Origin of the sequence: Halobacillus shinanisalinarum, from assembly GCF_022919835.1 — a bacterium.
Classification (GTDB): Bacteria; Bacillota; Bacilli; order Bacillales; family Halobacillaceae; genus Halobacillus_A; species Halobacillus_A shinanisalinarum.
Map to the genome: position 1 here is coordinate 1,060,855 of NZ_CP095074.1, position 23,944 is coordinate 1,084,798.

A 23,944-nucleotide genomic window follows, 5' to 3' on the forward strand; every position below is an offset into this window, starting at 1 on the left:
AAAAGGAGCGCTCTAAGTTCGCGCTCCTTTTTTATATATTATTGGTACCTCGGTATCTCTAATGTAATAGAATATGATTCTAGCAAGCCGTATAATTGTTCCATTTTCCATGTTTGTTTACTTGCCCAGCCTATGTCTGTTGCATATTGGTGTCCAAATCTTCCATATTGGGCTGCAAAGTCAGGATCCCATCTCATCTTATATAATGTATCCTGCCCTTTGTTTACATATCCTTGACCTATAAATGCAGCACCACCTTTTATGGCAGCTTCAGGTGTAAACCATCCAGCATCATAGGCATATTTTGCACCACATGAGAGGGGACAACTATCGTATGCACCTATTCCATACATATTATAAACTGTTTTACCATTATAGGAAACTCCTGTAGCCAGAGCAGATGCCCCATTTCCGGTTTCTAGTAGTGCATGAGATATTAAGTAAATTTCGTTTACACCATGCTCCTTACCGCCTTCTACAAATGCCTCTGCTTTACCCTCAAGAATCCCTTTGCCATTTAAGATCTTATTGTTTACCTCTTTTGGATTAATGTCTGATGGCATAGACAACTTAGCAAATTGTAACGAGTCTTTGAAGTTGCCAATAAAATTATTTGGTTTTAAATAGTAAGCTAAATCTTCCTTATTAGAAATGACCCAACCACTTGTATTTTTCACATTGTACCAGGTAAATCCATCAGGTCCAGTTACGCTAGAGTATAACGAGAGCCTCGATCCACCACTGACCCGATCACCGACTGTATAGCTTGTATGCGGACCTTTACGCAAATTCCAGACATTACCTGTAACTGTTCCCTTACCTCCTGAAATATTAGTCAAGCCATCTTCCCTTAACCATAGCTTGTACCTTTTATCAGTTTGAGGAGTTGCTGTCATTTGAATATTAATCATTTCTTCTAAACTGATAGCATAGTTTTTATAGGTCGTATTTACTTCCTTCTTTTTAACAATTTTATAATCAAACTTTAAAGACGCAGCACCAGTTCTTTCAAAATACTTAATTTCAACTTTATGATTTCCTTTTGATAAAGAAACCCTTTCTGTTCTGGAAGAATTATTGCTAGCTTCCCACGAATCAATAACTAGCTTGTCATCAATTTCTAGAATGACACCATCATCAGCTTGTAATTTAAATTCATAATCTCCTGTCTCAGGTATGCTAATTACTTTACTAAATACTCCTGAAAAGTAGTTTGCATTAATATCCTTATATGGGGAATTTACATCCCAATCAAAATTGATAGAATCAATTTTTTCTTGGGAGTTTTCCCCACCAAAAATAAAAGATTTACCCGTCGTAGAACTTGGTTGATTTGGATCAATTACGCCGTTATAATACTCAGCTAACCAGTTATTAGCAGAGAGTAATTTTGATTGGTCATAAGGTACTATAGAGAAGTCTATATTACCAACACTACTTTGGTCAAAGTATCTTACTTCTATCCAATGAATATTTCCGTTTGATGTGTTTTGTAAATCTAATCGAGTTCTATCTAACTTTCCACCCTTTGTATTCCAATGATCTACAACAACTTCACCATCCACCAGAATTTGGACCCCATCATCGACCCTCGTTTCTAGTATATAGTTTCCAGGATTCAACCTTTTAGCTGTAACATATCTAGCCGAGAACTGGTCATCTGAAACTTTCTCCATCGGCGCTCCGTATCCAAAATTTTCAGCAAAGCCATTATTTGAATTAGATGGAATAACTTTTGAGTTAACAGGGTGACCATCCAATTTTGTATTATTGTAATAATAGGACACCCATTGCCCAAACGGCACTACATCATTATATAATACAGCCGCACTAGACTTTTCAACATAATTTGCCGTTATTGTATGCTCACCTGCTGGCAGATTAGGCAGTAATGCTTTAACTGGATCACCAGTGTAAGCTGCTTGACGGATAACCCTGTTGTCATTCACAAATACTTCCAAACTATCATCCGCAAAGGCAGAAATAAAGTAATCTTTATTCCCATCAATTTTAGTCAAATATTTCGCTGAAAAGTAATTGTTTTTTATATTAGTTGAGGGTGAGTCCATCCACCAATAATTAGCAATTCTTGAAAGTGGAACAGTGGAATATTTCCCGCCGTCACTTACCGGAACTCCATTAAAATCAGGATTATTATAATATAAACTTAACCACTCATTTTTAGGAATCTCATTGTTTATAGGTTGTAATGAAAAGTCAAACTTACCAATACTACCTTTATCAAAATATTTCACCTGTATCTTATGAAACTTGTTACCACTAACGTTTATTTCGTGAGTTTTTTGGTCGCCATATTTACTCAGCTCCCATGAATTAGAAGCAAGTTTCCCATCAATATACACCCTTATGCCGTCATCCGCATTTGTGCGCATAATATAATTACCAGGTTCTAACTTTGTATAAGTAGTATACACTGCTGAAAAATCATCACTGTTGACCGCTTCACTAGGGCTCCCATAACCGAAGTCAAAAGATAAATTACCATTGTAGTTCTTTATGACTTCCTTATCTACAGGAGGACCTTTCACCTCAGAATTATTAAAGTAATAGGCTATCCAATCCCCTGTTTCTAAGACATCTGCTACAAGGGATGCATTCCCCTTTCCTTCTTTGTAGTCAACTTCCAATAACTCATTATTTTCATTAACAGAGGGTATTAATCCAGTTGCGATTTCCCCTTCTTGATCCTTCCAATCATCAATAATCAGTTGGTTTCCTGCTCTGACACGCACACTGTCATTTGAGTATGTGTGGGCAAAATAACTTTTCCCTCGTTCTAATTTTTTATAGAACTTAGATGAGAAGTTGTCTCGAGGAAACCCAGGTTTCGGTGTTCCATTACCCCAATTATAGAAAATATCTTTAACTTTATAACCTGATAATTGCCCACCTTCAACGGAGGTTTTGCCTGCAAATTCAGGAGTTGAATAATAGACACCTAACCAATCATTAGTAGTAGATTCCTCCCTAACAGATGAGAGAGAAAGTTCTACCTTTCCTACACTGGATTTATCAAAATATTCTATTCGGATATCGTGGACATTTCCACCATCCTTATTTTTTATTTTAATAAGTCTAGTATCCTTTTCTCCAAAGGCACTTGTTAACCACCTATTAACGATTAATTTGTCATCAATATATACCTTAATTCCGTCGTCCGCTCTAGTACGCAAAATATAATCGCCAGCTGGGAGCCTTTTTGAAGTAACATACCTTGCTGAAAACTCGTTTGAGTTAACATCAGGACTCGGACTTCCGTAACCATAGTCAATGGAGAAGGTATTATTGTTTGATCTAATTACTTCTTTTGAGACAGGCATGCCAGTTAGTTCAGTATTATTATAGTAATAAGCTTCCCAATCCCCAAAAGGAACAGCGTTAGCTATTACTTCAGCTGCACCACTCGCCTCTTTATAATCCACTCGTAACACATGATTACCAGAATTAAGATTGGTAATGTGGCCTAGGTCGATTTCACCTGCTGAATTACCCCAACGGTTTAATATTTCTTTACCGTTGATCGATGCTTTCACACCGTCATCAGCATAAGTTTGTACAAAGTAATCTTTGTTTCCTTCTAGCAGTTTGTAATAAGAAGCTGAAAAGAAATCTTTAGGATACCCATAAATCGGTTCTCCTAAACGAAAATTGTAATAGATGTCATTAATTACAGCTTGTTTTCCACCATAAACCTTAGCAAGATCCGCAAGATTGTCATTCTTGTAATAAGTGTTCATCCATGAGTTTGTAGATAACTCCTTTTTAATTGGATTAATAGAAAAGTCAAGTTTTCCAACGCTTGATTTATCAAAATATTCTACTCTTACCCAATGAATGTCTCCATTCTCTTTAGAATCATTCACCTTGACTTTAAACCTATCATTAGAAAATGCTTGTGGATTCCAGTTATTCAAGACTAGCTTATTATCAATGAACACTCTAACGCCGTCATCCGCGCCTAGAGTGATGATATATTCTCCCTCTTTTAACCTCATAGCTGTATGATATTCAGCAGAGAATTTGTTATTGTCCACTTTAGAAGAGGGGGAGTTATAACCATGATCCAACGAGAGGATGCCTTTATTACGTGTCGATATAGCTTCACTATAAACCGGATCACCACTCAGCGATGTATTATTGTAATAATAACTAACCCACTCTCCAAATGGACGGACATCGGTGAAATAATTCGCTGCCCCACTCGCTTCGAAGTATTCCGAAGTGACAGTATGTGTTCCTGCACTAAGGTTAGGTAGCAATGCTTTATCCAACTCTCCGGCAGAAGTTTTCCACCTATCAATTTTCCTGTTCCCATCAACAGATAGACGTACACCATCATCAGCATATGTATGAAGAAAATAACCGGTCTTTCCATCCGTTTTTATTTGCTTCTGAAACTTAGCACTGAAGTTATTGGCATCAACACCTTTTTCAGGAGATTTATAACCCCAATTAAAAGATAAACTTTCATACCTTGCTGGTATTGGAGTTCCAGATAAAGTACGATTGTTGTAAAATGCCCCTGACCAATTACCTTCTGCTGCATTTGCCACTTCTTTTCCTAATAAAGAAGTTAAGATGATAATAAGAACCAAAAACAAAGACAACCTCATATTCAATTTTAACTTTAAAACTATCACTAGCACCTCCATTTTAAATTTATTGAAACATCGATAATTATACAAGATGAAAAATATAAGACTATTTTCGACTACATTTTATATTCCTTTCAAGAAACCGACAATTAACGATGTTCAAAGACTGGTACTTTCAGGTAATACCTTGTGCCTAACTGCTTAAACTGTTAAACTATTACCCAGTACGTCTTATATTATATCGGTCGAATTTAAGAGAATTTTAGGTTAAATTTAAATAAATTGTTAAGTTCATGTTAAGAGCGTGTAAAAATAGGTTATTATAATAGTAAATTGACAGCATATGTTTTTTTAGATAAACAGTCTTTATGACTTTTAGGAGGAATACAATAATGAAGAAAGTAATCACTTATGGAACATTTGATTTGTTGCATTGGGGACATATAAATTTACTGAAACGTGCGGCAGACCTTGGAGACTACTTGATTGTAGCGATTTCTTCTGATGAATTTAATGCCATTAAAAATAAAGAAGCTTATCATAGCTTTGAGAACCGTAAAATGATTTTAGAGGCTATTCGTTATGTTGACGAGGTTATTCCCGAGGACAATTGGGAACAAAAAGTCAATGACGTTCAAGACCACGACATTGATGTATTTGTTATGGGCGATGATTGGAGAGGGAAGTTTGATCACTTGAAAGAATATTGTGAAGTTGTTTATCTTCCACGTACTGTAGGCATATCAACATCTAAAATTAAGAACGACATATTAGATGTGAACAATGGCTAGGGAATTTTTGGTAAGCATGTATTTGCTTACTGTAAGAATTTTATTTAACGCTTTTAAACTGAGTCCCCAACGGAAGAAAACGGTGTTTGTTTCTTCTTTTGGGGATAATATTTTGTACACCGTTGAAGCCTTGAAAAAACAGTACAGTGGAAGCATCGTAATTTTAAAGGATAGTGGCTGTCGATATAGTTATAAGGAAGACCCACAAACCGCTGTCCTTCCTTTTGACTTGAAAAATCCTTATGCTTTTATTCTTTCTATCTACCATTTAGCTACATGCGAGAAAGTCTTTGTCGACAACTATTTCGGTTTTTTAGCTGCGGCTGATTTTCGTGACAATGTGGAGTGTATTCAACTTTGGCATGCTTCTGGTGCTGTAAAACGGTTTGGATTAAAGGACCCATCTATTGAAGCGAGAACTAAACGTGCGAATGATCGCTTCCTACAGGTGTATGACAAGTTTGATCACGTTGTCGTTGGATCAGATAAAATGGCCAAGATATTTAAAGAAAGCTTCGGTTTGTCTGATGACAAAATTTTAAGAACTGGCGTACCTCGGACAGACTTCTTTTTCGAGCATAGTGATTCTTCAAGGATTCGAGCAAATATGGAGAAGAAACACCCTAGGATTAAAGGGAAGAAAGTCATCTTGTATGCGCCTACGTTTCGTGATCACCAGCTGACTGATCCCGATATCCAGTTAAACTTGAAGTTGTTATATGAAACATTGCAAGATGACTATGTCCTTATGATGCGACTTCATCCTGCCGTAAAGACAACATTTGCAAATTCTTATCCTAACTTTATTATTGATGTTTCTACAGGCGAAAATATCAATGAACTATTGATGGTTACTGATCTTTTGATTACCGATTATTCATCCATTCCTTATGAGTTCTCATTATTGAATAAACCGATGATTTTCTACTCTTACGACCTAGAAGATTATTCGAGAGCTAGAGGTTTTTGGGAAGACTATCACTCAATGGTCCCTGGCCCTGTTGCTTATACAAGTGAGGAGATCGTCGAAATTATTCTCAATGAACCTTATAATATGAAGGTTGTGAATAAATTTGCACAAGATTGGAATGAATATTCCAATGGACAATCTAGTCTGCAACTCATTCAAGCACTTTATGGGGACGTTACAGAGAAAGAAGACGTACTGTTCAAGCAAAGATAACCGATGAACTAGATATTTCATTGGTTATCTTTCTTTTTTTAATCTTTTCAAGCATAAATACCTGCACCTATCGCGTTATGTAAAAAACAACCTGATTTTAATAAATAACAGCTGTCTCTTATTCGACTTATTATATGATTGAAAATGAAATCGTGTAAAAGATCAGGGTATCAGGAGTAATTATATTTTTTATTTTTCCAAACTTTGTACAAAAACATGGGCAACTTAATCTGTCTTTTGATCCTCCATGGTTCAGTGATCAAACGATACAACCACTCTATTCCAAACCTTTGAAACGTGGCCGGGGCTCGTTTCACTCTACCTGACAATACATCAAAGGACCCGCCTACTCCTTGAAAAATTCGGACATCAAGATTCTTCATGTTATCAACAATCCAGTTTTCTTGACGTGGGCTGCCTAGACCAACACATAGAATATCAGGTTTAGCAGCATTGATTTGTTTCTTGATATACTCGTGATCATCTACATATCCGTCCATCACACCAACTATGTTCAAATTCGGATATTTTCTGAGCAAGTTTTCTTTTGCTTTCTCAGCCACTCCTGGCTGGGCACCATATAGAAATATCGACTTACCATAGGTCGATGCTTGTTCACAAAGTGTAAGTAACATATCTATTCCTGTTACGCGCTCGGAAATATTCCCACCGTATATTTTTGAAGCCAGTAGAACGCCTACACCATCAGGGATCTGGTAAGTGGCTTGATTTAATAAGCGTAACAATATTACATTTTTTTGGGCCTGGAGAATTTTTTCAGGGTTAATGGCTACGATAAATGACTGTTTATTTTGCTCGATGTCAGATATAATGTTTTTTTTGAGTTGGTTATAAGTATAACTACTTACGTCAACTCCTAGAAATTTTTCCTTCATGATTTTACCTTGACCTTATTAATTTTAGAATCGCCTAACCTTTTGACAATAAATCCTGCGTTTTTCCATTCATCTAAGTTAAGAACGTTCTTCGTATCAAAAATCAACTTATTATTCATTGTACTTTTTACAACTTCAGGGTCAAGGGTCTTAAATTCATCATGATCTGTTAAGAAGACAACTATATCTGCCTCACTCAAGGCTGTCTCCATATGTTGGGTTTGATTCAAAACAACATTCTCTTTTATATGGGGATCAAACGTTGTGAAATCAATTCCCCGTTCTACCATTTTTTCAATAACCTTCAAGGAAGGGCTCTCCCGCTGATCATCAATGTTTGCCTTGAAAGATATTCCAAATAGTGCCACTTTCGGATCCCTTATAAAATTATCCTTCAACAGTTCTTCAATTTTATCAGCCGTAAATACCGGCATTTGATCATTCGTATGTCGGCAAAGCTGGATGATGTTTGACAGATCTGGTTCGATTTCAGCCAAGAACCATGGATCAACTGCGATACAGTGCCCTCCTACTCCAGGACCTGGTGTGTGGATATTCACACGTGGGTGATAGTTGGCCAGCTTGATGGCTTCCCATGAATTGACACCGATTTTTTCACTTATTAGTGCGAGCTCATTCGCGAATGCAATGTTGACGTCACGGTAAGTATTCTCAATAACCTTTGCCATTTCTGCAGTTGTTGCATCAGTTAAGTGAATATTTCCTCGTACAAATGATTGATATAACTCCATTGTCATTTGTGATGATTGTTCATCGATACCTCCAACGATTCGATCATTATCGACCAGCTCTTGAAAGACTCTTCCTGGGATGACACGTTCAGGTGAATGGGACACAAATAATTCTTCACCTAGCTCTAATCCAGATTCGCTCAAAACAGGTATCATGACATCTTCAACTGTTCTTGGGGGTACAGTGGATTCCAAGATGACAAGGTTTCCTGGTTTAAGAAAAGGAACAATTGATTCAGTAGCACTTCGGACATATTCCAGATTTGCTGTTTTATCTGCTTTGATTGGAGATGGAACAGCGATGATAAATACATCAGCCTCTGTCGGCTCTATGGAAGCTTTGAATAGTCCCGTATCAATCGCATCCTTCAGTCGTTCGGACAGTCCACTTTCTTCAATATGAAGTTGTTTCCTACTTATCATCTCCACTACCTGACGATTTACGTCCACGCCATGGACCTGATGACCATTTATGGCAAACATAACTGAGGTGGGCAAACCAATATACCCTAAACCAACTACACATAATGATTTCTTCATTGCAGATACTCCCTTTCAGTCACGTTGTTTATGACAAATCTATGCTTTCCACCTTTGGTTTTCTCAAAATGATCCGTAATTTCAAAGGATACTTTTTTTAATTCTGCTTTTTCTAAAATGTTTCGCCTAATACGTTCGAGTTTTTGTTCAAACTGCGGGTCTGATAACTTCAGCTTTATCATTACCTCTCCGACTTTATCTTGTGTCACTTGGAATTGTTCCACAGCATCATATTGCCGGAAAGTAGTTGAGAAGAAGCCTCCATGTACTTTCCGGTTTCCTGCTGAGTAAATGAATTCCTGTTGCCTTCCCTTAATGTGTGTGAAACGTAGTAAACCTCTGCCACATGAACATGGCTCTGTAGTTAATGACCCATAATCCCCTACTTCATATCGTATAAATGGCATAGCATAGTTAGTTAAGTCAGTGAGCAGGATTCTACCTTCCACTGCGTCCGGAACAGCGTGTCCTTCTTCATCGACAATTTCAACATAACAGCGCTCCATTCCAATGTGTAACCCGTCATGTTGTCGACACTCAAAGGCTGTCACTCCTCCGTCATTTGCTCCGTATTGGTCAAACACTTGACAGTTGAATGCCTTTTCTATGGCTTCGCGGTAATGTGGTAACAGGACTTCTGATGTGGTGATCACCCCATTCAATTGCAAAGTCTCACCTTTTTTTATGATGAAGTTTGCCAACTCATACGTAGATGATGAATAGCCATAAAGAAATTTAATTTTACCTTTTTTCAGTTTCTTTAAGTAAGACCCCATCGTGTCATCTGACATGTTATAGGAAGAAAAGGGAATCCAATTGTTCAAAAAATAGTATAATTTTCTTTTTATATCAAAACCTGATAATAATGAGCCTCCAGCTAACACAGCGATTTTATCACCAGGCTGGTAACCTGTTACATTCCATCCGCGCCAAATGTTCGCCCACATCAATGAATGAGACACTTTTGGCACGAAATATTTTAACGGCCTGCCCGTCGATCCACCTGTCCGCTTTTCCTCTGCCCTGTATTCTTTTATATTATTAGCCACCATTGCATTTTTATGACGTTTCATCTCATCTTTGCCTACTATGGGGAGCTTGTTTAGATCCTCTAGTGAAGTAAAATCCTTAGGTTTTATGCCCGCTTCCTCCATATAATGCTTATAATATGGAACATGATGATAAACGTGATCCACCAGATTAGTTAATTGTTTAAATTGTAAAGTGGCCAATTGTTGTTGGTCTTGCCACTGACTCCGTTTATATATTTTATAGTAGTGCATTCCATTTGTTCTTCTGCTCTTTTCCATAACGAAAATTTTCAACCGATTAATCAAACTCACTATTCTCTCTCCTTAGATTTAGCTGCTCTTATGATGAGAAGTTCATTAGCTTATTCACTTTTCAAATACTTCACTTAAAACAATGGGTTGTACGGGTAATTCTACTTCTTCTCTCTTCATTCATACAACACCTTTAATGTAAAGATTTAGTTAAAAATTAGAGAAGTAACTTTACTTATGCTTTATAGACACTATAAAAATAATGGTTTATACTTCAGTGTAAAATGAGAAAATACTTTTGAGGTGCTTATTAGATGCTAAGGTTTATAAATAAAGAATTTTATACAAAGCTTCTGTTACTTTTCATTATTGTCCAGCCAGTCCTAGATATACTTACATATTTTTCAATACAGTCATTGAATATAAACGTGACCGTTGGTATTATTTTCAGGGTGCTGTTTATGGTCGTGTCTTTATGGTTTATCTTTTTCGGTAATTCAAGCAGACTGAAGAAATATGTCATCTTCTATTTAATGGCTATGTTTGTTGTATTCGGCATCGGTCTCGTCTATAATTATTTTGCAAAACCAATCTTTGACCCATTCGTTGAACTTCAGTTTGTTGCTAAAACGGTCTATTTCTTTATTATGCTGTGTTCCTATTTACTACTTTTTACAAATATCGACCGTAAAAATGATGTTAGCCATCGTATATTGAGAGCTGTATCGGTTGCTATGTTTATTGTTTCTTTAACAATGTTTATAGCGATATTAACAGGAACTTCCTCAAGCACTTATGAATGGAATAAGTTCGGGTTTAAAGGGTGGTTCTTTTCGGGTAATGAGCTCGGTTCTATTGTTGCCGTCAGTTTCCCGCTAACTTACCTATACGCGCTAATCAAGAGTGACGGATTGAAAAAGGTTTACTATTTCATACCTGTAGTTATGCTTGCCGCCGTTTCTATCTTAATAGGTACAAAAGTGGGTTACTTTGCTGTGTTAGGAGCAGGCATCATTGTTTTTCTATGCTATCTCGTCTATTGGAGTATTCAAATGATCAGGAAGGCAAAAGAACCGCTGACGAATATGCGCCTTATCTTCTCCTTTGTATTTTTGGCCTTGTTTTTACTAGTCACACCATTTTCACCTAGCTTCTCTAATGTATCAGGAGACGTAGGTGCCATTAATGAGCAAGCCGAACAAAAAAACAACGAGACAGAACAAAATAAAAGTAATGGTGAACCTTCTGAAAAGCCGGGAGAAGAAACAGAACCCGAGCAAGATCAAAAGAATAAAGAACAAAATCTGATGGAATCACCTATCTTAAAGATTATCCTAAGCTCTAGAAACATCTACTTTACTGAGCTATATAATGATTATCTTGATGCTGCACCGATGCAAAAAATGTTCGGCATGGGATATGCGGGAAACTATAAAGAAAATCCGAAACTTATTGAAATGGATTTCTTTGATTTATTTTTTTCCTATGGGATCATGGGCTTTCTTTTCATCTTAGTCCCTTTTCTTTTGATTGTCGGGCTATTTGTCAAGTTATTATTCCAAGTCCCTGGACGTTTATTACATCCTGAGAATATGCTTATCCTCCTTTCTATAGGGTTAGGTACAGGGATTGCATTCTTAGCAGGGCATGTATTGTATGCCCCAGCTGTCAATATTTACTTAGCGATTTCGATGGTATTACTGATTATCAATATGCTTAAATTGAATAAACAACGTAAAGAAGCTTAAGCCACTGCTTAAGCTTCAATACATGTTAGGAGACAAATCATGTCAAGGATAAAAGTATTACAGGTAGGCCCGCTCCCTCCCCTATCGGAGGGATGTCCGTATTTCTCAGTAATCTACAAAAATTTAAAAGCAGCCGATATGAATTAAGTTTTTTTAACATTTTTCCTAAGAAGAACAGGAAAGTAAATAAGATCTTTTTCAACATCTTTGTATTACTTAAATTTCTATGGACACTTCAGAAGGAGAAACCTGAAATCATTCATATTCATACTGCAGCTTATCGGGCTTTTACAAAGAGTATGTTTTTCGTGAAGTTGGCAAAATGGAGAAAGAAGAAAGTTATTTTACATATTCACAGTGGGATGTTTGTTGAGTTTTATAAGACCAGTAATCAGAAGCGGCAAAATATGATTAATCTCACCTTACAACAAAGCGATCAAATCATTTGTTTGTCTCAAATTTGGAAGGAATTATTTGTGAATACGTTCTCTGTGGAAGAAGACCGATATACCGTATTGCCAAATGCCATTTTTATAAAAGAGTTCAGTCATGTAGAACCTTTACCACCAGAGAAAGGGAAAACGATACTTTTTGTTGGGAAGCTGATCAAGATTAAAGGGATACTCGATATTATCGAGGTAGCCAAACGGTTGAAAAGCCATGCCGGGATTAAGTTTCTGATCATGGGGGACGGCCCATTAAAACATGTGTTAGAAGAAGCAATTGATAGCCACAACTTAAATATGGAACTGTTAGGGACACTATCAGGTTTACAAAAAGCCGAACAATTCGAACGCGCTAATCTATTTATTCTTCCCTCTTATTTTGAAGCGCTCGGTCTATCTAACCTAGAAGGCATGGCTGCTGGTCATGTGGTACTATCAACTAATGTCGGTGCCATTCCAGACATTATCGAAAATGACCAAGAGGGGTACCTATTTGAACCTGGGGATGTCGAAGCTTTTTCGGACAAAATAGTCGAACTAGATCAGGAGACCATGCAGAGAATAGCAAAGCATAATAAGAAGCAAGCTAGGCACTATGATTTTGGACAATTAAACGAAAAACTTGAATCAATCTATGATGACTTTTTAAAAAATAATAACTAACAAAAAGCAGAGTGTATTTGGCAATCTAGCAGTATGTTTTTTGCATAACAAAAGCCTAAGATATACAGGAAAATGAAATCCTGTATATCTTAGGCTTTCTAGTTTATCATAATCATCTACGATTGTTGAAGATCGTCATGAGGATAGTTTATCTATTCCAGAACAGCTCACCAAATCATGAAAACTTAAATAGAGAATCTATCTTAAAATAACATCGAGCTTCTATTAGCTGGTCTTTCCAAGATAACTATTTGCCCACTTTGTATGATTTTAATCGCACTACATCTGTGGGTACACCTAAAATAATAATTACAACTATTCCAACTCCTTGGATTTGACAAAACGTAATTATAATCGGGGGACAATCTCAAGTTGATCAAAAGATGTTCTGATGCTTTTGATGGTTCCGTTCCATTTATTTGGCAAAGGGTGAAGAAATCGGTGAGACCCCGGAAGGCAGCAGCCGGAGGAGACTCAGCGTACGCCCACGGAAAGCGAGTCGTTTTCGAGAGTCCCTTCCTCTGCCTCAAATACCTCATCACTGTAATAAATAATCCCATTATATAGGTAATTAGTAGGGATCGGTGGGTTATGCATTGCTTTTTCTAATTACAGATAACATCTGTTGGAACCCTTCACGGTAAAACATGTATAAGCCGACGATGTAAAAAATGACTCCGATAGGAACGAGGATAAGCAACTGGAATAACGAATATAATTGTCCTACGGGAGTAAACCATTGAATCAACAGGATCGGCACTGCCATTATAAGTGTCGGAATGGCGACCTTCACCAGTAATTTAACAAGTCTATACAATTCGCTTCGAGGGTATTCCTTATAAATAACCAACGTAATAAATACTAAATAGTAGAAAGAAACGATCGTACTGGCTAACGCCAAACCTGGATATCCTAAGGGAATGAGCAGCACGTAGTTCAAAATTATATTTAATAACACGGTTGTTGAACTAATTTTAAGCAGGCTTTTCGTTGCCCCTTGAGCATACATCCCCTTTACCGGGACCATAAGCATCCCCTGTGTAACAATTAGCGGAATGTACATATACAGTGCATCAAGAGTATTCTGTGTATCTTCAGGTGTAAAAGCACCCCGTTCATATATAAATGAAAGAGCCGCTTCACCTACAAGCAAGACCCCGACAGCTATTGGCACTAATGCCATTAACCCTACTTGATACCCCATGTACAATGTATCCTTAAACTTATTTTTATCATCACTTTGCTCAGATAATAATGTAAAAATAATTGCAACAATGGTTGTTTGAAAAATCGCACTTGGAATGCTCATTAATAAAGAAGAGTTGTTTAAATAAGTAACCGCACCCTTCACTGTCCCTGAGGCAAACATTTTGTCTACGAATACGTTAATATGCCCCACTGAGGAGTGCAAAATGGCAGGGATGAGTAAAATAACGAAAGTTTTGGCGAATTTATTATCTAGATGTAATGTAGGGCGCCACTTATAATCATATTTATATAAGTACCACAGTTGGATAAGTAAACCTAATGAAAGCCCAAACAAAAAACCGTAAGCAATACTGTATATTCCCCATCTCTCCGCAAAAAGCAAGATGAATACAGGGGCCATCACAGCCCCTAATAAATTTACGATTTGGTTTGGTACAAAGCTTCGTACTGCTTGTAAGTAAGATTCTAAAATACTAGTCAAGCCAATCACGAGCATGAAAAGAAAAAAGATTTTGGTCATCTTTATTGCTACGGTTTCTGTTGTTTCTGGCATGTCACCAAACACAGTCGTAACGATAAAGGGTGTTGAAAAATAGGTGATCACTGTCATGATTCCTAATAGCAGGATGCAATAGTTCAACAAACTGTTCGCATTGCGTTGCGCTAAGGTTACATCTTCGCGCATTCCCTTTACATATTGTGGTAAGAAAACAGAATTAAAACCATTTTTAATCAGAGTTTTCATTAAGGTGACAAAAGTAAAAGATAACAGAAATCCATCGGTATAAGCGTTAGCACCAAACTCTTTCGCAATAAGACTTTCCCTTACGAAACCCACTAATTTTAAAACTAAAGCTAAAATTGTAATCCACAACGCTGCCTTTTTTAGTTTGGACATATATGTATACCTCATTTTTTCTATGCTTTATAAACACTATTCCACATACTAGCATTAATTATTATAACTGAAAATAACGCAATTTTCCCTCTTCATTCTTTATCGAGGTCCGCTTTGAGCTGGATGTGGCTAACTTCATGTAAGCTTATCCAGGCAAATATTTTTATAATTTCCTGATGACGAAAAAAGAGCCCAACTGAGGCTCTTTTCATGTACTATTTTATAACACCTTTTTCAGTCTTCTTTTTACTTTAAACAAGAAATATTTAAATTCCTCCGCTTTACTTGGTTCAGGTACGCGTCTTTGTAAGCCTTCGTTTCTTGTATATTTGCATGGATTGCATAAGCCGCATGGAGTACCATTCTTTTTCGGTGTATGGCAGAACCAGGTCATCTCCATCAAATGTTGATAGCCACTCTCCTTTGCTGCTTTTTCCATGTCTAGCTTTGAAAGCTCTAACAATGGAAAACGATAGGGGTGAAAAATACTGTATTCCGGCCTGGAGGGCTCCTCTTTCACTCGATAGTAATGATCATTCTCTTCATCTACTTTGTATGCATCATCCTGGATGAGACCTTGTACCTTATCATGCAAATGCACAGCTAATTCTAGATGATCGAGGTTTTCAGAAATGGCATATCTCCCTAACCAATCATATTGGTCCCCCAGATGATCTGAGGAAGCGAGTTTGTTGTATTCCCTAGTAAAATCGTCGCTAAGAGGAATATCCTCTTTTTTTATTTCGATTGTTGAACAAATATTTTTTCGAGCCTCTGGGAAGTCTTTTTCCAATTGTCTTTTAATCGATGCCATCGTACGAAGCTCCATTTCAGTAGACGGCCTTACCGGATCAAGTACATAATAAGGTTGTACTTTTTCATTTTTATCTATGACCAAATTTAAAACTCTAAATGTTGAATCCCAACCGCCAGTCCACAAAACATTATGTTTCATACAAACCTCCCTGTGTAAATGCAATATGATTAAGAACTTAGAATAGTCTTATGACAAACGATTTAGTTGTTTATATCTTTTTGCTTCCTATCTTTTCTGGATCCTTGCTTTCTAATTGTATCCAATAATGGCCGCTTTCCTTTATAAACAACTCCTGTTAATTCAGCGAATAAATGAAGGAGAAAGAGTACTATAAATGTAATGGCTAGAGAAATGCCAAAGGAAGTTAACGAAAACATGATTGCGAGGAAGCCAAACACTGCGCTGAATGCATAGATGATTAAAACAGTCGTGCGATGGCTAAACCCTTCCGCTAATATTTGGTAATGAATATGTTTATTATCAGGCATCATGATCTTTTGTTTATTTATAATACGCCTTAAAATCGAAAATACCGTATCGAATAATGGTACAGCTAACACGATGATTGGAATAATAAAACTGAACAATGTTACGTTTTTAAATAACCCTACCATAGAAATAATCGCCATACAGTAACCAAGAAATAGGGAACCTGTATCCCCCATATAAATCTTAGCCGGGTAGAAGTTATGGATTAAAAACCCAGCATTACTTCCAATTAACACAACACACAAATAGACGATGGCTATTTGTGGCTCAATTGCTAGCGCCATAATGGCAATGCTTATTAAAGAAATAGTAGTCACACCAGTGGCTAATCCATCAAGTCCATCGATTAAATTAATAGCATTCGTAATCCCGATAATCCAAAAGAATGTGAAGACAACACTGATTGGTTCATTTAGTGGGATCATTCCTAAGAAAGGGATTGTAATAATATCAATCTTCAACCCAGAAATTATCACCACGAAAGCAGCACTAATTTGACCTGTCAATTTTAAGATTGGATTGATTTGATAGCGATCATCAAGCAAACCGGTAAGTACAATAATAAATGCACCGATACTTATCGGAATCAAATAATCAATATCAGGCCTAATATAGAGGATTCCTGCAACCACTCCTCCGAAAATGGCTATACCGCCCATCCGTGGAGTAATTACTTTATGGATTTTTCGTTCTTCTGGATAGTCCATCATTCTCCATCTTACAGCTAATTTTAGGACTGGGAAAACGAGCAGATAGCTCACAAGCATGGATATAGCGAGTGCTATTCCTATTTGGATGTATTCATTCATAAAAATCCTCATTTTTTATTAAAGTCTGTAGGTTTAGGCATATTTCCGTTTCATTATACCATAACCCAATTATACGAAGCGGGGGGGGGGGGGGGGGGGGGGGGGAATCAACTCCCTCTTCATTTACACAAATAAGTCGAACTCAGTTGAAATTTATTCCCCGCAGATGTGAATTCAATCGTTTACTTTTTCCTAGGTGACGAGTAAAAATGACCCTATCACAATAAATAAGAGTCCTATTATTTTTTTCATTGAAATGAGTTCGCTCAAAAAGATATAGGAAATCAACATCGTCCATACATAAGTGATCGAAGTTAATGGAAAAACAATTGTATAGGGCAAGTAATTTAGAGTGATGATATTCAGAATTGCCCCTATCCCATAGAAAGATCCGCCTATGATTAGATTTTTCATAACGTAGCCGTTGATCGAAAATCCATGACTGGTCGCTTTTTTAAAAAAATATCCACCAATAGCTCCTAGTAAGGTAAAAACCATGATGAGCAATCCCCACTTAATCATGATCTCCACCTCCTATTAAGGCTGCACCTACAATAATAAAAAGTGTTCCCAGGAAATTGCTTTCCGTAATCTCTTCCTGCAGGATCATACTTCCAAGAAATAAGGCAAACACGTAACCGATGCTTAATAATGGATGAAGCACTGACAAACTTCCAAAACGAAAGGCAATAATCATAAAAATCGCCCCGAGGAAATAAAGCAGGAACCCGAGAATTAAAGTTCCATTAATTTCCCCATTGGACATCTTCCAAAACATTTGACCAAGAGCTGTTTGGAGAGACGCTAACACCATTAATAATATTCCTATCCCATTTGTTTTTAGTGACTGCTTAAAATTATTCATGTCTAACCTTCCCAGTATCAAATTTCAGAAAGACGACTGCAATCATGAGAAACGCTATAAACACATTTGCTAACTGATAACGAAAGTCCTGTGCCGGTATAGCCAAGAACATTGTACCCGTGTTTAGTAATACTGGCAAAATCACCAGTAAAGAGCGCGGCCCATTTTTTAACGCCATTGCCACCCCCGTAAGAATGATAAGAAATGTGTAAGTAGCTGGTCGTAAAATAACTTCACGCAAGTTATTATCTACCCACCCCAGCCCATAATTGATAAAGCGATAAACTGGATTGCTTAAAGGATCTGTTTTTAAGCCATAATCATTATACAAATACACGTTCCTAGCAAACGTACTCGTATAACCGTCATCTGGTGGGTTGATTTGCCATAATAGCGATGTTTGGTCCAGGTAAGCTTCTACCGTCAATCCAAGGTTGTTGCTTACGATGGACCCCCAGGTTTTTAGATAATATGGAAAGTCATTAAAAATAACCTCCTGATTATATTTCCCTGCGAACTTAATCGGATTAGTTATATAAGGGTTATACTTTTCTTCCCATTTTTCTAACGGTAGTATTTTATTGAGATAGGTGCGCTGTTCTTCTGTAAGATCACCGCCATCTTCAACGATAACCCTAGCTATTTGTTGTGTAGGAATACCCAATGCTTCGTTTGGACTTGTCGGACTAACTTCCATGTAGTTATAGAACGGACCAGTCACAACAAAATACACTATCCCTACTATACCCACTGTAATGATTAAGCGTTTCAGATATTTTCGATAGGCAATCATCATTAAGATAGCCATCACTATGAATATAGGTAAGCCATTGCTTCGCATAAAACTGACTCCCAATACGGTTAAAGAGAATATAATTAGATGTCCATTCGATGATAGCCACCTTCCTTTTGTAGAGACAATATTGTAAACAATAATAGTGAAAAGGAAAATGAATGCACTGAAAAAGATATCTTTCCACATGGCGATTGCAAAGATGCCGTTTAAAGGAAAAAGAGCGAACAATATCATACCAGGCCAAAGCCATTTATGAGGAATGCCTCTTTTCTCCAAACTGTACACCATATATCCACTTATGATCGCGATCACTACAATTTGGGAGAAGGCAACGATCGCTGGAGACTTCCATAAACTTGTAAGTCCCAGTATGTACCACGTATAAATGACTGGATGCCAATTACTAAAGTCCAAGGTATGGATTTGCTCCCAATGTGAAAATGAATCAGGAGTCATTGTTCCTGGAAAATAAGCGACTAAATAAACAGACCAGACTAGAATGGCAGGAATAGCATATAGCAATATCCTCCAGCGCGACACTTCTCTTATCTTTACTTGTAAAGAAGTATGAACGAGCAAATAAAGCAGCCAAGTTACTCCTATAAAAATTAGAAGGTACGACATGCTATAAACAAACGCTTTGAACAACCAAGGATAGGCGTCCAAGTATTGGTTCGTATTTTTTAAACTAAAAAATAACAAGAAAGAAAAGACAGCAACGAAGATGGCTATTATGGGCTTCTTTATAAATACATGGTACTCATTTCTTCTTCTTTTATAAGAAACTATCATCAACAGCGTTAAAACGGTAAATCCTATATATCCAAGGGTTATCACTTTCCATGAGGTAGTTGAAAACTCTTGATATAATGAAATGAAAGCTATCGTACTGATTAAACCAACAATCATACTAACAAGGATGAGCATTAATTTTTTCTTCATTTTAATAGCCCTTCATATCTGATTTGACCTTATTCAATTCGAGTTCATATTGCTTATTAAAATTCGCGGCAACTGTGTCCAGAATTAAACCACAAACAAGAGATAATACAGATAGGATCACAAGGCCTACAGCCAAGATAGCAGAAGGTACTTTTGAAATATACCCCGTATTAATAAACTCAATAATGACGGGTATTCCTGCTGAAAGACCCAACAGCAGCAAAAGCCCAGACCAAAAAGAGAAAAACAGCATAGGTTTGTATTCTTTAAATAAGTTAAAAATCTTATTTAACACTTTATAGCCGTCACTAAATGTGTTCAATTTAGACTCACTACCATCTGGGCGATCCTTGTACTCAATCGGGATTTCTCTAATGGCAAAACGCTTGTCCAATGTATGAAGCGTCATTTCCGTTTCAATTTCAAACCCCGGACTCAAAATCGGCATCGACTTAACAAATAATCGGTCGAATGCTCGATACCCTGTCATGATGTCTTTCAAATCACTTTTATATAAAAAATTGATCAGGTTACGAACCAGATTGTTACCCAAATTATGAAACTTCCTATTATTTTCCTCTATATATGTACCATTGGATAAACGATCTCCAATTACAATATTTGCTTCTTGCTTAATCAAAGGCTCCAACAATTGATGTACGAATTTTGCAGGGTATGTTCGGTCTCCGTCGACCATTACATAATAATCCGCTTCTATATCACGAAACATAGAACGAACCACATTCCCTTTCCCCTGTCTGAACTCTTTCCTTACAATAGCACCATTGTCTCTGGCCACTTTAGATGTTTGATCCTTAGAGTTATTATCGTAGACATAAATATCAGCTTGGGGGAGTTCTTTTCTAAAATCTTCAATAACACTTCCGATCGTCTGTTCTTCATTATAACAAGGAATCAAAACAGCTACTTTCACAACGACGAACTCCTTTTTACAAATCAATTTAAGTTATCGTTCCTACACTCTAAAACAGGAAACGGCATTTTTCCACATTATTTTTGTTAAGTTTTGTTAAGTTGTGTAAAGTTATACTCTTAACAATCCATAAAAAAATAAAACCTGCTATAATAGCGGATACTACCTGAAATGGGAATCTTAAGATTTGTGAAGAAAGGTTGTTTTGTAAATATGAAAAATATAAAAAAAGCGATCATTCCTGCAGCAGGATTAGGGACTCGTTTTTTACCAGCGACAAAGGCCATGCCTAAAGAAATGCTGCCTATCGTTGATAAGCCGACAATTCAATACATTGTCGAAGAAGCGATTGAATCAGGTATTGAGGACATAATCATTGTGACGGGTAAAGGCAAGCGTGCAATCGAGGACCATTTTGATAACAACTTCGAGCTTGAAGATAATTTAATGAAAAAAGAAAAGTTTGATATGTTAGAAAAGGTGAACGAGACATCAAATGTTGATATACACTATATTCGTCAAAAAGAACCAAAAGGGTTAGGACATGCTGTATGGTGTGCACGCAAGTTTATTGGCAATGAGCCTTTTGCCGTACTTCTCGGTGACGATATTATTCGCTCAAAAGAACCGGGCTTAAAACAACTGATGAATCAGTATGATAAAACTCATGCGTCGGTTATTGGTGTTCAACAAGTACCCGAAGATCAAACTCATAGGTATGGCATGATTGAGCCTGAAGAGAAGAACGGAAATTTATATCAAGTCAGAAATTTTGTTGAAAAGCCACCCCAAGGAGAGGCGCCTTCCAACCTCGCGATTATGGGGCGCTATATATTAACACCTGAAATTATGAGCTTTTTAGAAGAACAAGGCACAGGGGCTGGAGGCGAAATTCAATTAACGGATGCCATACAACACCTGAATACCATTCAGAGAGTATTCGCCTATGACTTTGAGGGAGCACGTTATGATGTTGGAGAGAAACTAGGCTTCATTAAGACGACGATTGAGATCGCTCTAGAACGCGAAGACTTACAGGATGATGTCATGGCTCTTCTGGAAGAATTGGTTGAATCTCGTAAACGTACAACAAAATCACTCTAACATATCAAAAGCTGACTCCTACTTTGTGAAGTCAGCTTTCTTAATTTAAAAACCCCGCTAGAGGGAATTTTCCAACTCTATCGGGGTGAATTCCATAATAGACATGATTCGTTTTAAACTTGGAAACTTTCTACAGTATCAAATGTTTTGCTGAATTTGTTCATTAACAGACGTTTTAACAGCTTGAAGCAACTCATTGCTCGCTTCTCGAGAGTCTGTCTTTACACCATAATAAAACTTAATTTTCGGCTCGGTACCTGATGGACGCAGGCAGAACCAGCAATCATCTTCTAGAATGAATTTCAGAACATTGGCTTTCGGCAGCTCCATCGTTTCGACCTTGCCATCCGCTTTCATTCTTTCAGATGTAGTGTAGTCTTCAACAGCTTCAACCTTAAGTCCGCCGGCTTCCTTCAAAGGATTCGCACGGAAATCATCCATAATCGACTGGATTTGTTCTGAGCCCGATTTCCCTTCCATTTTTAAGGACTGCAGATCTTCAAGGAAATATCCATGTTTTTCATACAGTTCGTCTAGAGCTTGAAGCAACGTCTTACCTTTAGATTTCCAATATGCCGCAACTTCTGCTGAAAGCACCGCTGCTTGAACAGCATCCTTATCACGTGCAAAATCCTTCACTAAATAGCCATAGCTTTCTTCATAGCCAAACAGGAAGGTATGTTGGCCTGTCTCTTCGTATTCTTTAATTTTTTCCCCAATAAATTTAAATCCTGTTAATGTATCTAGTGAACTTACACCGTAATGATTGGCGATCACACGGCCAAACTCCGAGGTTACGATTGTTTTAATCATGATTCCATTGTCTGGGAGACTTGGGCTTTGTGATAGCAAATAATCAAGCATAAGTGCACCTGTTTGGTTTCCTGTTAATACTTGATACTCCCCATCATCATCTGGAACGGCTATCCCCAGACGGTCGGCATCAGGGTCGGTTGCGATCAACACATCTGCATTGAGTTGCTTCCCTTTCTCAATGGCCATTTCAAATGCTTGATGCTCCTCTGGGTTCGGGGAGGCTACTGTTGAAAATTCAGGATCTGGTTCTGCTTGCTTGGCAACTGTATGGACTTGGATCAAGCCGATTTGCTTAAGCCCCTTCTCAACAAGCATTTTAGCAGTTCCGTGCAAAGGGGTGAAAACAACGCTAAAATCACCAGCAGACTCTGTCACGTTTGCATTCACACTAACGGTTTTTAGATGGTCTAAGTAAGCTTGATCGACTTCCTCATCCATCCACTTTAGTAAACCAGCCGCTTCAAGCTCAGTTTGCTCAGCGACCTCGACAGTTAATTCATTTTCTACCTGGTTAACAAAATCGATGACAGTTCCTGCTTCTTCAGGGGGCATCTGTCCCCCGTCTTCGTTGTACACTTTAAAACCGTTATATTCCGGCGGGTTATGACTAGCGGTAATCACGACCCCACCTGCTGCTCCTAAATACCGAACAGCAAAGGAAAGCTCCGGGGTAGGTCTCAGCGAAGAAAAAACGTACGATTGTATACCATGGTTGCCAAGAACGCGTGCGGTTTCAACAGCAAACTCCTTTGACATATACCTGGAATCGTAAGCAATAGCTACCCCCTTTTCATGACCGTTCTGCTCTGCTACATAGGTAGCCAATCCGTTAGCAGCACGACGGATTGTGTAAATGTTCATCCGATTTGTACCTGGTCCCAGCTTGCCACGCATCCCGCCTGTGCCAAATTCAAGGTTTTTATAGTAGGCATCTTCGAGTGACTGTTCATCGTCTTGCAGCTGATCCAGCTGAGTACGAAGCTTATCATCGAGGGACGCGAAAGTTTGCCAGCGTTTATATTCCTGAGTCCAATTCATCTCATCATTCCTTTGTACTTTTGTTATATGTATTGATATAAATTATAGCATAATTAAAGGTAGATTTAGACACGAAAAAAGGACAGGAAAACCTGTCCATGTAACCTAACTTTGTAATTGTTGAATCAATCGATTGATTACATCTTCAGACGAAGCCAATTCTGACTTCTCGGTTTGATGAATAATCGCCTGAAGGATATCTTTCAAGTCTTCTGCCTTCATAGCACCCACCTTTTCTATCATCTCCATTAATATACTCTATATCCTCAATATTTCGATAGTAAACTTCCATTTTCGTCGGTATTCAGC

17 protein-coding genes are annotated in these 23,944 nt (G+C 37.6%); 5 read left to right on the top strand and 12 right to left on the bottom strand.

Annotated elements, in window-relative coordinates:
• Positions 1 to 38 precede the first annotated feature (38 nt).
• Positions 39 to 4,661 (bottom strand): PA14 domain-containing protein, encoded by a 4,623-nt coding sequence (locus MUO14_RS05580; protein WP_244754086.1) that lies wholly within the window; start codon positions 4,659 to 4,661, stop codon positions 39 to 41.
• Positions 4,662 to 5,008: 347 nt separating this feature from the next.
• On the opposite strand from MUO14_RS05580, the gene tagD reads away from it, so the two are divergent.
• Positions 5,009 to 5,407 (top strand): glycerol-3-phosphate cytidylyltransferase, encoded by a 399-nt coding sequence (gene tagD / locus MUO14_RS05585; protein ID WP_244754087.1) that lies wholly within the window; start codon positions 5,009 to 5,011, stop codon positions 5,405 to 5,407.
• Complete coding sequence (locus MUO14_RS05590) at positions 5,400 to 6,590, top strand: CDP-glycerol glycerophosphotransferase family protein (RefSeq protein WP_244754088.1); 1,191 nt, start codon at positions 5,400 to 5,402, stop codon at positions 6,588 to 6,590. Before tagD ends, MUO14_RS05590 begins: the two co-directional genes overlap by 8 nt.
• 170 nt (positions 6,591 to 6,760) lie before the next feature.
• Here MUO14_RS05590 and MUO14_RS05595 read toward each other — a convergent pair whose 3' ends face one another.
• The 3 genes from MUO14_RS05595 to MUO14_RS05605 are packed head-to-tail and all read right to left on the bottom strand — an operon-like array spanning position 6,761 to position 10,121.
• Positions 6,761 to 7,486, bottom strand: coding sequence for a WecB/TagA/CpsF family glycosyltransferase (locus MUO14_RS05595; protein WP_244754089.1), 726 nt, complete (start codon positions 7,484 to 7,486; stop codon positions 6,761 to 6,763).
• Positions 7,483 to 8,778 (bottom strand): nucleotide sugar dehydrogenase, encoded by a 1,296-nt coding sequence (locus MUO14_RS05600; protein ID WP_244754090.1) that lies wholly within the window; start codon positions 8,776 to 8,778, stop codon positions 7,483 to 7,485. The genes MUO14_RS05595 and MUO14_RS05600 overlap by 4 nt, the downstream gene beginning before the upstream one ends.
• Positions 8,775 to 10,121, bottom strand: coding sequence for a phenylacetate--CoA ligase family protein (locus tag MUO14_RS05605; protein ID WP_244754091.1), 1,347 nt, complete (start codon positions 10,119 to 10,121; stop codon positions 8,775 to 8,777). Before MUO14_RS05605 ends, MUO14_RS05600 begins: the two co-directional genes overlap by 4 nt.
• Before the next feature lie 254 nt (positions 10,122 to 10,375).
• On the opposite strand from MUO14_RS05605, the gene MUO14_RS05610 reads away from it, so the two are divergent.
• Positions 10,376 to 11,809, top strand: a complete 1,434-nt coding sequence (locus MUO14_RS05610; protein WP_244754092.1) for an O-antigen ligase family protein — start codon at positions 10,376 to 10,378, stop codon at positions 11,807 to 11,809.
• Between the two features lie 92 nt (positions 11,810 to 11,901).
• Positions 11,902 to 12,918, top strand: a complete 1,017-nt coding sequence (locus MUO14_RS05615; RefSeq protein ID WP_244754093.1) for a glycosyltransferase family 4 protein — start codon at positions 11,902 to 11,904, stop codon at positions 12,916 to 12,918.
• A gap of 589 nt (positions 12,919 to 13,507) precedes the next feature.
• On the opposite strand, the gene murJ is transcribed toward MUO14_RS05615, so the two are convergent.
• From murJ to MUO14_RS05650, 7 genes are all read right to left on the bottom strand, one after another.
• A complete protein-coding gene (murJ, locus tag MUO14_RS05620; protein WP_244754094.1) occupies positions 13,508 to 15,025 on the bottom strand; it encodes a murein biosynthesis integral membrane protein MurJ in 1,518 nt (505 codons plus the stop codon).
• A 220-nt stretch (positions 15,026 to 15,245) separates the two neighbouring features.
• A complete protein-coding gene (locus tag MUO14_RS05625) occupies positions 15,246 to 15,980 on the bottom strand; it encodes a 7-cyano-7-deazaguanine synthase (protein ID WP_244754095.1) in 735 nt (244 codons plus the stop codon).
• A gap of 62 nt (positions 15,981 to 16,042) precedes the next feature.
• Positions 16,043 to 17,140: a glycosyltransferase family 4 protein gene (locus MUO14_RS05630; RefSeq protein ID WP_244754096.1), complete on the bottom strand. Its 1,098-nt coding sequence runs from the start codon at positions 17,138 to 17,140 to the stop codon at positions 16,043 to 16,045.
• Positions 17,141 to 17,332: 192 nt separating this feature from the next.
• Positions 17,333 to 17,662, bottom strand: coding sequence for an EamA family transporter (locus tag MUO14_RS05635; protein ID WP_244754097.1), 330 nt, complete (start codon positions 17,660 to 17,662; stop codon positions 17,333 to 17,335).
• Positions 17,655 to 18,005 carry an EamA family transporter gene (locus tag MUO14_RS05640; RefSeq protein WP_244754098.1) on the bottom strand — a complete coding sequence of 117 codons (351 nt, stop codon included), beginning with the start codon at positions 18,003 to 18,005 and terminating at the stop codon, positions 17,655 to 17,657. The genes MUO14_RS05635 and MUO14_RS05640 overlap by 8 nt, the downstream gene beginning before the upstream one ends.
• The gene (locus MUO14_RS05645) at positions 17,998 to 19,743 is read right to left on the bottom strand and encodes a DUF6020 family protein (protein WP_244754099.1); all 1,746 of its coding nucleotides are present in this window, start codon (positions 19,741 to 19,743) and stop codon (positions 17,998 to 18,000) included. Before MUO14_RS05645 ends, MUO14_RS05640 begins: the two co-directional genes overlap by 8 nt.
• 1 nt (position 19,744) lies before the next feature.
• Positions 19,745 to 20,677, bottom strand: a complete 933-nt coding sequence (locus tag MUO14_RS05650) for a glycosyltransferase family 2 protein (protein ID WP_244754100.1) — start codon at positions 20,675 to 20,677, stop codon at positions 19,745 to 19,747.
• A gap of 213 nt (positions 20,678 to 20,890) precedes the next feature.
• Between MUO14_RS05650 and galU the strand changes: the two genes are divergently transcribed.
• Positions 20,891 to 21,781: a UTP--glucose-1-phosphate uridylyltransferase GalU gene (galU, locus tag MUO14_RS05655; protein ID WP_244754101.1), complete on the top strand. Its 891-nt coding sequence runs from the start codon at positions 20,891 to 20,893 to the stop codon at positions 21,779 to 21,781.
• A 138-nt stretch (positions 21,782 to 21,919) separates the two neighbouring features.
• Here the strand turns inward: galU and MUO14_RS05660 are convergent, their stop codons facing one another.
• Positions 21,920 to 23,635, bottom strand: coding sequence for a phospho-sugar mutase (locus MUO14_RS05660; RefSeq protein ID WP_244754102.1), 1,716 nt, complete (start codon positions 23,633 to 23,635; stop codon positions 21,920 to 21,922).
• Between the last annotated feature and the right edge of the window lie 309 nt (positions 23,636 to 23,944).